The organism is Sorangium sp. So ce321, from assembly GCF_051530195.1.
Lineage (GTDB): Bacteria > Myxococcota_A > Polyangia > Polyangiales > Polyangiaceae > Sorangium.
In genome coordinates, this window is record NZ_CP150329.1 from 13320592 (window position 1) to 13336271 (window position 15680).

The window sequence follows — 15680 nt, forward strand, 5'->3', positions numbered from 1 at the left end:
GCGTCAGTCCAGGGCTTCGAGGATGGAGTCCAGCTCGTCCGACGCGAGCGCGACGTCGGTGAAGTCCGACGGCGTGTAGCCGCCGGCGTCGGGTGACAGGCAGTGCGCGATCAGCTCTCGCAGCGCGTCGCGCCAGAGCGCGCTGACCGCCGCGACCGTCTCCTGCCGGTACCGCGCGGCGCTGTAGCGGAAGGTCGCCTCGAGCCGGCCGTCGTACACCGCCGCGTCGATCTCGATCTCGTACGCGAGCGGGCTGCGCGGGTCGTGCTCGGCGCCGGGCGACTCCGTGGCCAGGGAGAACCGCGCGCCGGCGCCCACCACCTGGTCCCACTGCCCCAGGTAGTTGAAGCCGATACCGAGCGCCGGCAGGCGGCGCAGCCGGTCCGCGATCGCCCCTGTCCCGAGCTCCCGCACCGCGCCGAAGGAGAGGCCTCGCCGCGGGACGCGGCGGAGCTGCTCCTTCACCGTCCTGAGCACGGCGCCCGGCGCCGCGTCCGGCGCCACCTCGAGCAGCACCGGGTAGGCGCTCGTGAACCAGCCGACCGTGCGTGACAGGTCCAGGTCGGCCCCGTCGAGCGCCTCGCGCCCGTGGCCTTCGACCTCGATCGCCGAGAGCGGCTGTCCGGTCCACCGCCCGAGGGCCAGGGCCAGCCCCGCCAGCAAGAACTCGTCGATGCGCGTCCGGTACGCCTCCGACACCGCCTCCAGCAGCGACCGCGTCTCCGTCCCGCTCAGGCCCACCTTCACCGTGGCCATGGCCGCCTCCGCGCGATCCCCCGCCGGCGTGTCGACAGGCAGCGGCGCGAGGCGATCCCAGGGCAGCCCGAGCCAGAAGGTCGCCTCTTCCTGGAGGGCGGCCTCCTGCGCCGCGGCCTCGAGGCGCGCCGCCCACCGCGCGAACGAGGTGGTCCTGTCGGGCAGCCGCGCCGGCGCGCGCCGGTCGACGCGCGCCTGATCGTAGGCGACCTCGAGATCCTCGAGGAGGACCCGCCACGACACGCCGTCGACGACGAGGTGGTGCGCGACGAGCAGCAGCCGCCCCGGCCTGCCGGCGCCGAGGTCGAACCCGACGACGCGCAGCAGCGGCCCCGCCGTCAAGTCCAGGCTGGCCTGCCACCGGGTCGCCTGCGCCTCCAGCGCCCGCGGCTGCTCGGCCTCGGGCACCCCGGCGAGGCTCGCCCGGTGCACGACCGCGGCGGGCTCGCTGGTCGGCGCGAGCGTCTGGCGGAAGCCGCGCTCCTCGGGCACGTAGCGCATCCGCAGCGCGTCGTGGTGGCGCAGGAGCGCCTGCACGGCGGCCTCCAGCGCCGGCCACTCGAGCGGCTCGGCGACCGTGAGCAGGAGCGCCTGGTTCCAGTGGTGGGGGTTCGGCAGATCGCGCGCGAAGAACCGCCGCTGGATCGGGGTGAGGGGGACGTCGCCCGCCTCCGGCTCCTCTTCGGCCTCCGCGGCCGAGGCGACGCCCGCGGCAGCCGCGAGCTCGGCGAGGGTCTGGTGCTGGAACATCTGCCGCGCCGTCAGCCGGAGGCCCGCCTGCTTCGCGCGGGAGACGACCTGCAGGCTCAGGATCGAGTCGCCGCCCAGCGCGAAGAAGTTGTCGTCGCGGCCGACGCGCTCGCGCCCCAGCACCGCCGCCCAGATCTGCGCGAGCTCTGCCTCGACGTCCGTGGCGGGGGCGGCGTCCGGCGCCGCGGCCGGGGGCGCTCCGGCCTCGACGATCGCCTCCGCCGGCGGCGCTGCCTCGGGCGGCGCGGGCGGCGCCGGCGCCTCGGGCAGCGGGAGCTCGCCGAGCCGCGCGGTCGGCCGCGCCACGATCGCCTCCAGCAGGGCGCGGAGGTCGTCCGCGATGCGGCGGATCGTGCGCTCCTCGAAGAGCTCCGTGCTGTACTCGAACGAGCCGCTCAGCCCCTCCGGCGCGGTCGCCATGTGCAGCGAGAGGTCGAACTGGGCGCTGCCCGCGTCCACCTCGACGGGCCGGAGCTCGAGGTCGGCGAGCGGGAGCGCGCGCCGCGAGGCCTCCTGCAGCGAGAACATCACCTGGAACAGCGGGGTGCTGCCGAGGTCCCGCGCCGGCCGGAGCGCCTTCACGAGCTGCTCGAACGGCAGGTCCTGGTGCGCCTGCGCGGCCAGCACCTCTTCTCGTGCGCGAGAGAGGAGCTCGGTGAAGCGCGGGTCCCCCGAGAGATCCGCCCGCAGCACGAGCGTGTTGACGAAGAGCCCGATGAGCCCCTCGACCTCGACGCGCGTGCGGCCCGCGACGGGCGTCCCGATGCACAGGTCCGTCTGGCCGCTCAGGCGCGCGATCAGCGCCTGGAACGCGGCCAGGAGCAGCATGAACGCGGTGACGCCCTGGCCGCGCGCGAGCGCGCCGAGCTCGGCGGAGAGCTCGCGCGGGAGCGCGAAGTTGTGGCGGGCGCCCCGGTAGGACCGCGCGGCGGGCCGCGGCTTGTCGGTGGGCAGCCGCAGCACCGGCGGCTCCGCGCCGAGCCGCTGCCGGAAGTACGCGAGCTGCTGGTCGAGCGCCGCCCCCGTGAGCCACGCGCGCTGCCACCGGGCGTAGTCGGCGTACTGGATCGGGAGCGACGGGAGCGCCGCGGCGCGCCCCTCCGCGTCGGCGGCGTAGAGCTCCGCCACCTCGCGGACGAGGACGTTCATGGACCATCCGTCCGACACGATGTGGTGGAGGACGACGAGCAGGAGGTGCTCGCGCTCGCCGAGGCGCGCCAGCGCGATCCGGAGCAGCGGCCCGCGGCGGAGGTCGAAGGGCTGGCGGGCCTCGGCCTCGAGCCGCCGCAGCGCCGCTGCCTCGCGCGCCGCCTCGGGCACGGCGCCGAGGTCGTCGAGGGAGATCGTCACCGGCAGCTCGGCGTGGACGATCGCCGCCGCCCGGCCGTCGCGCTCGTCGAACGTGGCGCGCAGGGACTCGTGGCGGCGGACCACCGCGGCGAAGCTGCGCTCGAGCCGGGCCACGTCGAGCGGCCCGAGCAGGCGCACCGCCGCGGGGACGTTGTAGGACGCCGCGGTCTCCTCGAGCTGCGCGAGGAACCACAGGCGCTCCTGCGCGAAGGAGAGCGGCGGCGGGCCGCTCCGCGGCTGCGGCCCGCTGCGCGGCTGTGGAAGAAGCGGCGGCGCCGGCGGGGCCAGGGGGCCGTGCCGGGCCGCCTCGACGGCGCGCGCCTGCGCGGCCACCGTCGGCGTCTCGAAGAGCGCGCGGAGCGGGAGCTCGACGTCGAGCACGCGGCGCGCGCGCGAGAGGACCTGCGTCAGCAGCAGCGAGTGGCCGCCGAGGTCGAAGAACGAGTCCTCCACGGAGACCCGCTCCACGCCCAGCACCTCGGCCCAGATCCCGGCGAGCAGCTCCTCGGTCGCGGTGCGCGGCGCCACGTGGCTCCGCGCGTCGCCGCCGTCGGGGGCGGGCAGCGCGCGCCGGTCCACCTTGCCGTTCGCCGTGCGGGGGAGCGCCGGCAGGAGCACGAAGACGGGCGGCACCATGTACTCGGGCAGGCGCTCCGCGAGCCACGCGCGCAGCGCCTCCGCGGCCGGCGCTGGAGCGCCTGCGGCCACGTCGGCGCCTGCGGCCACGTCGGCGCCTGCGGCCACGTCGGCGCCTGCGGCCACGTCGGCGCCTGCGGCCACGTCGGCGCCTGCGGCCACGTCGGCGCCTGCGGCCACGTCGGCGCCTGCGGCCACGTAGGCGACGAGCCGCCGCACGCCCGGCCGGTCCTCGCGGACGAGCACCGCGGCCTCCTGCACGGCGGGGTGCTCGGCGAGCCGCGCCTCGATCTCGCCGAGCTCGATGCGGAAGCCCCGCAGCTTGACCTGGTGATCCCTCCGGCCGGCGAACTCGATCGCGCCGTCGTCGCGGTACCGACCGAGATCCCCGGTCCGGTAGAGCCGGCGCCCCGGCGCGTGGCTGAAGGGGTCGGGGAGGAACGCGGCGGCGGTGCGGCCCGGCTCGCCCAGGTAGCCGCGCCCGACGCCGATGCCGCCCACGTACAGCTCGCCGGTCACGCCGACCGGCGACGGGGCGAGCAGGTGATCCAGCACGTAGAGCCGCAGGCCGTCCACCGGCCTTCCGATCGGGACCTGGGCCTCGTGCGCGGCGGGCGGCGCGGCGATCGCGTGCAGCGCCACGTCGTCCGAGCACTCCGCCGGCCCGTAGGCGTTCATGAGGGGCACCGCCGGGAAGCGGTCGAGCCACGCCCGGGCGAGCGCGGCGGGGAGCGCCTCGCCGGTCGGCAGGATCCAGCGCAGCCGCGCCAGCGACAGCGCCGGCGGCGCGGGGCGCTCGATCTCCCCGCGCGGCGCGAGCGCCGCGTCCAACATGCCCTGGAGCACGGCGGGGACGACCTCGACGACGGCGATCCCCCGGCGCTCGACGTGCTCGAGCAGGCGGCCCGGATCGCGCGTGATCTCGTCGGGCACGATGTCGACCGCGCCGCCGAAGAGCAGGGCGGTGAGGAACTGCCAGACCGAGATGTCGAAGCACGGCGACGCCGTCTGCGCGATGACGTCGCCCGCCGCGAGGCCGAGCCGGGGGATCTTGCTCAGCATGTTGTTGAGCATCCCGCGCCGCTCGACCATCGCGCCCTTGGGCACGCCGGTGGAGCCGCTCGTGTAGATGACGTAGGCGAGGTGCCCCGGCCCGCCGCGCTCCTCGGGGTTCTCGTCGGGCGAGGCCTCGTCGAGGGCGCCCTCGAGCGTCGCGATCGCCGGGCGGCGCGGCTCGGGCAGCAAAGCAACGGCTCTTTCCAAAGTGCCGCGGTGCCGCTCGCGCGTCAGCACCACCCGGGGCTCGCTCGAGGCGAGGATCTGCGCCGCGCGCTCGGCCGGGTAGGCGGGATCGATCGGCACGTACGCCCCGCCGGCCTTGAAGACGGCGAGGATCATGGTGAGCAGCGGGATGCCCCGGTCGTCGAGCAGCGCCACCCGCTGCTCGGGGCCGATCCCGCGCGCGCGGAGCGCGTGCGCCGCGCGGTTGGCGTCGCGGTTCAGCGCGGCGTACGTCAGCCGCCGATCCCCGCACGAAACGGCGATGGCGTCGGGCGTCCGCGCGACCTGGGCGTGGAAGCGCGCGGCGTAGGACGAGAGGTCCTCCTCGACCGCCGGTGTCGTGTTCCACGCGACGAGCGCCTGTTGCCGCTCGGCCGGCGTGAGGAGCGGCAGGTCGCCGAGGCGCGCGTCGGGCCGCGCGGCCATGCCCTCGAGGAGCGCGCGGAGGTGCCCGAGCAGCCGCGCGGCGAGCTCGGGCCGGACGCGCGACCTGTCGTAGGAGAGCTTGAGGGGCATCTCGGTGTCGGGCCACGACATGATCGTGAGCGGGTAGTTCGTGTGGACGCGGTCGCGGACGTCCCCGACCCGGAAGACGATCCGCCCCTCGCGGAGGGCGGGGTCGACCGGCGCGTTCTCGAACACGAGCAGGCTCTGGAACATCGGCTGTCCGCGCTCGATCTCGCTCCAGCGCTGGATGTCCACGAGCGGCGTGTGCTCGTGCTGCCGCAGCTCCAGGTTCCTGGTGAGGAGCGCGGCGAGCCACGGCAGGAGCGGCATGTCCGCGGGCACCGGGACGCGCAGCGGCAGCGTGTTGATGAAGAGGCCCAGGATGGACTCGACGCCTGGCAGCTCCGGGGGGCGCCCGGCGACGGTGACGCCGAAGAGCACCTCTCGCTCGCCGCTGTAATGGCTGAGGAGCAGGGCCCAGGCGCCCTGAACGATGGTGTTGAGCGTGAGGCGATGGCGCTGGGCGAGCGCCCGCAGCGCGGCCGTGGGCTCCGCGCCGAGCCGGATCGTGAGGTCGTCGATCTCGCCGTGGTCCGCGGCCGCCGCGCCGGCGGAGCGCTCCTCGAACCCGAGCGGCGTCGGGGCCCCGAAGCCCGCGAGGGCGCCCCGCCAGAACGCCTCTGCCGCCTTCACGTCTCGCCGCCCGAGCCAGTCGATGTAATCGCGGTAAGGGCGCGCGGGCGGGGGGCGCGTCGCGTCGCCCCGGACCAGCGCCTCGTAGTGAGCGAGGAAGTCCATCATCAGGAGCGACGTGCACCACTCGTCGAGGAGGATGTGATGGAAGCTGTGGACGAGCTCGTGAGTCCGGTCGCCCAGCCGGACGAGGCGCAGGCGCATCACCGGCGCCTTGCCGAAGTCGAGCCCTCGGTCGAGCTCGTCGCGGAGCTCCCTGGAGATGCGCGCCTCCTGGGCATCTCCGGTGAGGCCCCGGAGGTCGAGCACCTCGAACGGCAGCTCCACCGCCTTGTGGACGACCTGGAGCGGGCGTTTCTGGCTCTTCCAGACGAAGGAGGTGCGCAGGATCGCGTGCCGCGCCACCACCTCTCGCCAGCCCCGCTCGAACGCGTCGATCTGCAGATCGCCCTCGATGCGATAGCGGTTCTGCATGAGGTAGACGCCCGAGGAAGGGCGGAGCAGCGTGTGGAAGAGCATCCCCTCCTGCATGGGGGAGAGGGGATAAACGCCTTCGATGTTGGCAGAGGGATCAGGCTTGGTAGACACGGTTCACCTTTGGAGCTCGTCGAGGAGAGCGCTCCACTCTTCCGCGGAGAGGCCGGCATCAGGGGTCTCGGGGGCGGGCGGCGGCGCGGGCGGCGCCTCCTCTGGCGCGTCCGCCACGGTCAGCTGCGCCGCGGCCTCGGCCACGGTCGGGTGCTCGAAGAGCAGCTTCGGGGTCAGGCGCAGCCCCCGCTGGGCGGCGCGCGCGATCACCTGCAAGGTGACGATCGAGTCGCCGCCCAGCTCGAAGAAGTTGTCCTCGACGCCGACCTGCGCGCGGTGCAGCACCTCCGCCCAGACCTCCGCGAGGATCCGCTCCGCCTCGGTCCGGGGCGCGACGTAGGGACGATGGCCGAGCGCCGCCGCCTCGGGCGCGGGCAGGGCGCGTCGGTCGACCTTGCCGTTGGGGGAGAGCGGGAGTCGGTCGAGCGCGACGATCGGCGCTGGCACCATGTAGGCCGGCAGCGTCTCGGCGAGCCAGGCCCGCAGCGCCTCCGGATCGAGCGCGGACCCGTCGCGGCCAGCCACGTAGGCGACGAGTCGCTTGCCGCCGTGGGCCTCGTCGCGCGCGACGACGATGGCCTCGTGGACATGCGGGTGCTGGAGCAGGCGCGCCTCGATCTCGCCGAGCTCGACGCGCAGGCCGCGGATCTTGACCTGGTGGTCGATGCGTCCGAGGAACTCGATGGCTCCGTCGTGCCTGTGTCTGGCCAGATCCCCTGTGCGGTAAAGCCGCCCGCCGGGCGCGGCGCCGAAAGGATCGGGCACGAAGCGCTCGGCGGTGAGGGCGGGCCGGCGGTGGTAGCCGCGCGCGAGGCCGACGCCGCCGATGTGGAGCTCGCCGGCGACGCCGACGGGCACGGGCTGTCCGTGTCGGTCGAGCAGGTAGATCTGCGTGTTGGCGATCGGGTGTCCGATGGGGACCGAGGCGTCCTCTCGGCGGCAAGCCCAGGCGGTGACATCGATGGATGCCTCGGTGGGCCCATAGAGGTTGTGGAGCTCTGCGTCGGGCAGCCGCTCGAAGCAGCGGCGCGCGAGCTCGGCCGGCAGGGCCTCGCCGCTGCAGATGACCTTGCGCAGCGACCTGCACGAGGCGGCGCCGTGCGTCTCCAGGAAGGCCTGGAGCATGGGCGGGACGAAGTGCAGGGTGGAGACGCGGTGTCGGGTGATGAGCTCGACGAGCCGCTCGCCGTCGCGGTGGTCGCCGGGGCGCGCGACGACGAGGGCGGCGCCGGTGATGAGGGGCCAGAAGAACTCCCAGACCGAGACATCGAAGCTGAAGGGTGTCTTTTGCAAAACCCTGTCTTCGGCGGTGAGCCCGTAGCGCTCCTGCATCCATTGGAGCCGGTTGAGCAGGCCGCGGTGGCTGTTGCCGGCGCCCTTGGGCCGGCCGGTCGAGCCCGAGGTGTAGATGGTGTAAGCGAGGTGGTCCGGCGAGACCGGGACGGCGGGGTTGGCCGTGGGCTCGCTGTCGATCTCGGCGCGGTCGGCGTCGAGGCAGAGCACCTCGGCGCGGTGGGCGGGCAGGCGCGAGGCGACGGGCCACTGGCTGAGCAAGACCGGGGCGGCGGCGTCCTCGAGCATGAAGGCGATGCGGTCGGCGGGATACTCCGGGTCGATGGGGACGTAGGCGCCGCCGGCCTTGAGGATGCCGAGCAGGCCGACGACCATCTCGACGGAGCGCTCGGCGGCGATGGCGACGAGCCCGTCGGGCGCGACGCCGCGGCGCCTGAGCGCGTGGGCGAGCTGATTGGCGCGCTGGTTGAGCTCTCGATAGCTCAGGCGCCTGTCGTCGAAGATGACGGCCACGGCGTCCGGCGTCCGCTCGGCCTGCGCCTCGAAGAGCTCGTGGACGCGCCGCTCGTCCGGATACGCCCGCTCGGTCGCGTTCCACTCCTTCACGACGCGCCGGGACTCCAGCTCGCCAGGGAGCGACAGCTCGCCTACCTTGGCCTCGGGCCGGCGGGTGAGCTGCCCGAGCGCCCCCTCCACGAGGCCGAGCAGGCGGGAAGCGGCCTCCTCGTCGAATCGCCGCCTGTCGTAGGAGAGGCGGAGCTGGAGCTGACCTCCCGGCAGGACGGCCAGGGTGAGCGGGTAGTTGGTCTGGTCCGCGAAAGCGACGTCGCGGACGCCGAGCCCGGGCAACCCCTCCTGGGTCCGAGGATCGGTGGGGTAGTTCTCGAAGACGAGCAGGCTCTCGAACAGCGGCTGTCCGGCCGGGATCGCGCTGTACGTGCGCGCCTGCGCGAGCGGCGTGTGCTCGTGGGCGCCCAGCTCGGTGGTCGTCTGCTGGAGCTCGCGCAGCCAGCCCGCGACCGTGGCGGCCTGGGGCACGGCCACGCGCAGGGGCAGCGTGTTGATGAAGAGCCCCACCATGGCCTCGATCCCGGCCAGCGGAGCCGACCGCCCGGCCACCGTGATCCCGAAGAGCACGTCGTCGTTCCGCGCGGCCCGGCTGAGCAGCAGCGCCCACGCGGCCTGGACGAGCGTGCTCGTCGTCACCCGGTGCTGCTGCGCGAAGCGCTGCAGGCGCGCCGTGGCCGACTCCGACAGCGCGACGATCTTCGCCCCGTACCCGCTCGCCCCGTCGGTCGACGTTTCGCGCCCCTCGCGCGCCACGCGGTCCAGGGGCAACGGCGTCGCCGCGCTGAAGCCCGAGAGCGCGCCTCGCCAGAACGGCTCCTCGGCGCCCGCGTCCCGCGCGCGCAGCCAGCCGATGTACTCGCGGTAACGCCGGCGCGCCGATAGCGCGACAGGCCGGCCGCTGCGCAGGGCGTCGTAGGCGGCGAACGCGTCCTGCAGCACGAGGGACGCCGCCCACCCGTCGAGGAGGAGGTGATGGTGGCTCCAGAGCACGTGGTACGCCTCGTCCCCGAGGCGCAGCAGCGAGACGCGCGTCAGCGGGCCCCGGGCCAGATCGAAGCCCCTCGCGCGATCGGCGTCGACGCGCGCGGCCATCCGCTTCTGCTGCTCCTCGACCCCGGCGCCGCGGACATCCTCGAGCTCGATCTCCACCGCCCCCACCGCGTCCCCGCGGCGCACGATCTGGAGCGGCTCGTCGGCGCCCTCCCACGCGAAGGTCGTGCGCAGGACACCGTGGTGCTCGACGACGGCCTCCCAGGCCCGGCGGAACGCGTCGAGGTCGAGCGCCCCCTCCAGCCTGCACGTCACCTGCTCGACGTAGACGCCAGAGCCGGGCTCCCACAGGCTGTGGAAGAGCAACCCCTGCTGGAGCGGGCTCAAGGGATAGACGTCCTCGACGCCGCGCCCGGCCCCGAGCAGGCGGTCCAGCCTGGCCTGGTCGAGCCGCGCGAGGGGGAAATCCGAGGGCGTGTACCCGCCGCTGTCCGGAGCGAGGCAGTGCGCGACGAGGGCGCGCAGGCGCGCCGCGAAGTCCTCGCTGAGCCGCGCCATCGTCTCGGGCCGATACCGGGCTCCGCTGAAATTCCACATCACCCGGAGCCGCCCGCCGACGATGGCCGCGTCGACCTCCAGCTCGTAGCCCCGCGGCGCGCGCGGGTCGTGGTCGCGCCCGACGTCGCCCTCGGCGTGCGCGAACAGCGCGCTCGACGCGAAGAGGTCGTCCCATTGCCCGAGGTAGTTGAAGCTCACCTGGGGCGCGGCGCGCTCCCGGAGCCGCGCCGCAGGCTCGCCCTCGCTCAGGTACCGGAGCGCCCCGTACGAGGCGCCGCCCCGGGGGACGGCGCGGAGCTGCTCCTTCGTCGCCTTGAGCACGCCGTCGGGCGCCGCGCCGGCCGGGACCTCCAGCCGGACGGGGTAGATGCTCGTGAACCACCCGACGGTCCGGGAGACATCCAGGTCGTCGAGCGCGTCGCGCCCGTGTCCCTCCAGGTCGATGAGCACGGCCGGATCGCCCGTCCACCGCGCCAGCGCCCCGGCGAACGCCGCGAGCAGGATCTCGTCCACGCGCATCCGGTACGCGGGCGTCGCCTGCAGCAGCGCGCGCGTGTCCTCGGCGCCGAGGAACTGCGTCAGGTAGACGGTCTCCGCCTCGAGGGACGCGCCGGCCGGCTCGTCCGCGGGCAGCGCCGCCGTGGGGCGGCTCGCCGCGAGCCACGCCTCCGCCTGGCGCGCGACGTCCTCGGACCGGGCGTGCGCGCCAAGGCGCCGGGCCCACTCGCCGTACGAGAGGGTCTCGTCCGGGAGCCGGATCGCCTCGCCGCTGTGGTGCTGCTGGTAGGCGGTCTGGAGATCCTCGATCAGGATCCGCCAGGAGACAGCGTCGACCACGAGGTGATGGGCGATGAGCAGGAGGCGGCCGGGGCGGTCCGGGCCCAGGTCGAACAGGACCGCGCGGAGGAGCGGCCCCTCGGCCAGGTGGAGCCGCGCCTGGTGCTCGCCTGCCGCGCGCGCCAGCGCCGCGGGTTGCGCCCCGGCGAGGAGGTCCGACAGGTCGACCCGCGCGACCGCCGCGGCGGCCGAGCCTCCGTAGCGCTGGCGCCATCCGTCCGCTTCCCGCGTGAACCGCAGCCGCAGCGCGCCGTGATGCTCGGCCGTCGCCTGGACCGCGGCCGTGAGCGCCTCGACGGAGACCCGCCGCCGCAGCTCGAGCAGCACCGTCTGGTTCCAGTGGTGCGGATCGGGCCCGCCCAGCTCGAAGAACCAGCGCTGGATCGGCGTGAGCGGCGCGTCGCCGGTGAGCGGCGCCTCCGCGACGGGCGCCGAGGCTGGCGCCGCCACCACGGCCAGATCGGCGACCGTCTGGTGCTGGAAGATCTGCCGCGGCGTGAGCGAGAGGCCCGCGGCGCGCGCCCGCGAGACGACCTGCAGCGCGAGGATCGAGTCGCCGCCCAGCTCGAAGAAGTTCTCCTGGACCCCCACCGCAGGCCGACCCAGGAGCTCCGCCCAGATCCCCGCGAGCGCCGCCTCGGCCTGCGTGCGCGGCCCCAGGGCCGCGCCGGCCGGCTCGACGGGCGCCGGCAGCGCGCGCCGGTCGATCTTGCCGTACGGCGTGTGCGGCAGCTCCTCCAGCACCACGAACGCGGAGGGCACCATGTAGTCCGGCACCTGCTCCTTGAGCGCGCGCCGGAGCTGCTCCGGCGAGACGCCCGGGCCGGCCGCGACGTACGCCACGAGCCGCCGCTCCTCCGGTCGGTCCTGCCGCACGACGACGACCGCCTCGCGCACCCCGGGTCGCTCGCCGAGCCGCGCCTCGATCTCCCCGGGCTCGATCCGGAAGCCGCGCAGCTTCACCTGGTGATCCACGCGGCCGGCGAACTCGAGCTGCCCGTCGGCCCGCCACCGCGCCCTGTCGCCCGTCCGGTAGAGCCGCCCTCCCGGCTGCTCCGCGAAGGGATCGGGGACGAAGCGCTCCGCGGTCAGGTCCGGGCGCGCCCAGTACCCGCGCGCGAGCCCCTCGCCTCCGAGGTACAGCTCTCCGACGACGCCGGCCGGCACCGGCTGACCCGCGGGGTCGAGCACGTACGCCCGCGTGTTCGCGATCGGCCTGCCGATGGGGACCGCCCACGCGTCGCGCGGGTCCGCGGCGGTCAGGTTGCTGACCGTCGCGGTCACGGTCGTCTCGGTCGGGCCGTAGGCGTTCAGCAGGCGGACGCGCCCTGCCCCCGGCGCCGCCCGCCAGGCGCTCACGCGCTCGGGCAGGGCCGCCTCGCCGGTGATGACGACCTGCCGGAGGCACGGCGGCAGGGTCGCGCCCTCGGCGAGCCCCGCGACGATGCGGTGCCAGTACATGGTCGGCAGCACCGCCGCTGTCACGCCCCACGCGCCGCACGCCGAGAGGAACCCGGCGACCGACTCGAGCATGGCCTCGGTGCGCAGCACGAGCGTCGCGCCTCGCGCGAGGCACGGGAAAATCTCCTCCGCGCTCGCGTCGAAGCTCAGCGACGCGAACTGCAGCACCCTGTCTCTCGACGAGATCTCGTAGACCCCCGCCGCCACGTCGACGAAGCTCGCGATCGCCCGGTGCGGGACCACGACGCCCTTCGGCGTCCCCGTCGAGCCGGACGTGTAGAGGATGTAGGCCGCCTGCTCGGGCGCCGGCTCGCCGGCCGGCGGCGGCGGCGCGGCGGCGGAGAGCTCGCGGCGCACGCACGTCCAGCCGGCGTCGAGGTCGATCACCTCCACGCCGGGGGGCTGGCCGGCCGCCGCGTCGCCCTGGGCGATCACCACGCGGATCCCGGCGCCGCCGATCAGCGCGGCGATCCGGTCCCGGGGGAGGTTGGGATCGAGCGGGACGTAGGCGCCGCCCGACTTCAGCACGCCGAGCACCGCGGCGATCATCGCGATCGAGCGCGGGAGGCAGAGGCCCACGCGGACCTCCGGCCCCACCCCGCGCCGCCGGAGCAGCTGCGCCAGCTGGTTGGCCCGCCGATCGAGCTCGCCGTACGAGATCTGCTGCTCCTCGTGGACGACGGCCGTCGCCTCGGGCGCGCTCGCGGCGTGCTCCTCGAACATCCGGTGCACGGCGCGCGGCGCGCGGCGGCGCGCCCCTGTCGTCCGCCACCCGAGCACCTGCCGCTGCTCCTCGGCCGCGAGCATCGGCAGCTCTGACAGGCGCGTCGCCGGGCTCGCCGCCGCGCCTGCGAGCAGGCGCAGGAGGTGGTCGGCCATGCGCGCGATCGTGGCCTCGTCGAACAGGTCGGTGTCGTACTCGAGGGCGGCCGCGAGCCCGTCCCCGTCGGGCGCGATGTCGAGCGAGAGGTCGAACTGGGCGCCGCCCACGTCCAGATCGAGCAGGCGCACCCCGAGGCCCGGGATCTCCGCGGGCTGCCGGAGCACCGGCTGGAGCGCGAACATCACCTGGCAGAGCGGCGCGTGGCTCAGGTCCCGGACCGGGCTCACGGCCTCCACGACCTGATCGAAGGGCACCTCCTGGTGCGCCTGCGCCTCGCGCACTGTCTGCGTGACCCGGGCGAGGAGCTGCGCGAACGGCGGATCCCCGGAGAGGTCGGCGCGGAGCACGACGGTGTTGGCGAAGCAGCCGACGAGCCCTTCCAGCTCGGCCCGGCTCCGGTTCGTCACCGGCGTGCCCACGCTGATATCGAACGTCCCCGCGTGGCGGGCGAGGAGCGCCTGGAACGCCGCCATCAGCACCGCGAACAGGGTCGTCTCCTCGCGGCGCGCCAGGGCGCCGAGCGCCTCGGCGAGCGGCCCGGGCACACGGAAGAACCGCCGCGCTCCCTGGTAGCGCTGGGTCGCCGGCCGGGGGCGATCCGTGGGCAGCTCCAGCACCCCCGGCTGTCCCGAGAGCTGCCTTGTCCAGAAGGCGAGCTGGGCCTCGAGCAGCCCGCCCTCGACGCGCTGGCGCTGCCAGTGCGCGAAATCCGCGTACTGGAGCGTCGGGTCGGCGAGGGGGGCGGGCCGGCCCGCGACGAACGCCTTGTACAGCGCGGCGAACTCCGCGAGGACCACGCTCGTGGACCACCCGTCGAAGACGATGTGGTGGACCACCCAGAGGAGGACGTGTTCTTCCGGGCCGAGCCGCAGGAGCGTGAGCCGGAGGAGCGGGCCGTTCACCAGATCGAACGGGCGCCGCGCCTCGCGCTCGATGAGGCGCCGGGCCTCGGCGTCTCGCTGCGGCGGCGGCAGGGCGCCGAGGTCGAGCCGCTCGATCCGCAGCGCCCCTTCGGGCTGGACGACCTGGGAGGGCTGGCCGTCGACGACGGCGAACGTCGTGCGCAGGATCTCGTGCCGGCGCACGATCTCGGAGAGGCACCGCTCCACGACGGCGACGTCGAGCGACCCGGTGAGCCGCACGGCCGTGGCCAGGTTGTAGGAAGCGCTCTCCGGCTCGAGCTGGGCGAGAAACCACAGCCGCTCCTGGGCGAAGCTCATCGGAAAAACGAAGACATCCTCACGCATGAAAGAACCTCAGGAGGCTTTGGCCCGGAACGGCTCGGCCATGGCTACAAGGACCTTGCGCGGCCCGCGGAAGGGCGCGCGCCCGTGGGCGACGAGCATGTTGTCCGCGAGGAGCACGTCGCCCTCTTGCCAGGCGAACTCCACGGCGAGCTGCCTGTACACGTCGCGGATCTCGTCGAGCGCGGCGCCCTCGATGGGCGATCCGTCGCCATAGAGGGCGTTGCGGGGCAGGTCCTGCTCGGCGAAGATCGAGAGGAGCGCCTCTCGCGCGGCCTGGTCCAGGTTGGAGACGTGGAACAGGTGGGCCTGGTTGAACCACACGTGCTCGCCGGTGCGCGGGTGGGTGGCCACGGCCTGGCACACCTGGCGTGTGCGCAGCTCGCCGTCGGCCTTCCACACGCACTCGATGCCTGCCGCCCGGCAGAAGCGCTCGACCTCGGCCCTGTCGTTCGTGCCGAAGACCTTCTGCCACGGCAGGTCCAGGCCGTTTCCGTAGTTGCGGACGTACATCACCCGCTTTGCCTCGAAGCGCTCCCGGATCCGGGCGGGGATGCGCCGATAGACCTCGCGGCTGTCCGCGAGCGGGGTGCTCCCGCCCTCGGGCGCGGCCTGCGCGCAGTGAAACCAGATCTTGAGCGGCCAGTCGAGCGTGTACGACTGCTCGTTGTGGAGCGGGATGTGCTGGTGAGCTGGGTACTCCGTCGACGTGTAGATGCGGTCCTGCACGTGGGAGCGCGGCGTCGAGCCGAACGTGTAGTCGAGGAGCTCCGGCGTCACGAGCCTGACGAAGGCGTGGAAGTCGGCCGTCGATCGCACCGGAAAGCCGCGGAACAGCACCGCTCCGTGCCGGGGGAGCGCCTCTTCCGCGCACGCCCGGATCTCCGCGGCGAGCGCGGGGACGCTGGCGACGTCCCCGCGGCCGGCCGGGCTCGCGACGAGCGGCAGCGCGCCGCCGGGGAAGCAGGCCCGCGAGAGGCCTGCCGCCTTGCGCCGCGCTGCGTCCTCGGTCGCCTCCCGCGATGCCGCCGACATGGCCTCCGACATGGCCTCTGACGTGGCCTCTGACGTGGCCTCTGACGTGGCGAGCGCGCTCGAGTCGGTCACGACGACCGGCCCTCCTCCATCTGCTTGCGGAGGCTGAGCGGACGCATGTCGGTCCAGACCTCCTTGATGTGCTCGAGGCACTCCGCCTTGGTGCCGGCCTTGCCCGCGTCGCGCCAGCCGACGGGGTTCTCCCGGTACTCGGGCCAGATCGAGTACTGCTCTTCGTGGTTCACGACGACTTTGTAAATGGTGTTGTCTTCATGCTCTTCGTTCGCCATGGGACTCCTCCGTTCGAG

The 15680-nt window shown here is 74.4% G+C and carries 4 protein-coding genes; all 4 read right to left on the reverse strand.

Annotated elements, in window-relative coordinates; genetic code table 11:
• Positions 1-3: 3 nt before the first annotated feature.
• The 4 genes from WME89_RS49485 to WME89_RS49500 all read right to left on the reverse strand — a co-directional run bounded on the left by WME89_RS49485 (position 4) and on the right by WME89_RS49500 (position 15662).
• Positions 4-6501: an amino acid adenylation domain-containing protein gene (locus WME89_RS49485; RefSeq protein WP_438006476.1), complete on the reverse strand. Its 6498-nt coding sequence runs from the start codon at positions 6499-6501 to the stop codon at positions 4-6.
• Positions 6502-6504: 3 nt separating this feature from the next.
• Positions 6505-14340: an amino acid adenylation domain-containing protein gene (locus tag WME89_RS49490; RefSeq protein WP_438006477.1), complete on the reverse strand. Its 7836-nt coding sequence runs from the start codon at positions 14338-14340 to the stop codon at positions 6505-6507.
• A gap of 9 nt (positions 14341-14349) precedes the next feature.
• Positions 14350-15372 (reverse strand): TauD/TfdA family dioxygenase, encoded by a 1023-nt coding sequence (locus WME89_RS49495; protein WP_438006478.1) that lies wholly within the window; start codon positions 15370-15372, stop codon positions 14350-14352.
• A gap of 68 nt (positions 15373-15440) precedes the next feature.
• Positions 15441-15662, reverse strand: a complete 222-nt coding sequence (locus WME89_RS49500; RefSeq protein ID WP_437305955.1) for an MbtH family protein — start codon at positions 15660-15662, stop codon at positions 15441-15443.
• Between the last annotated feature and the right edge of the window lie 18 nt (positions 15663-15680).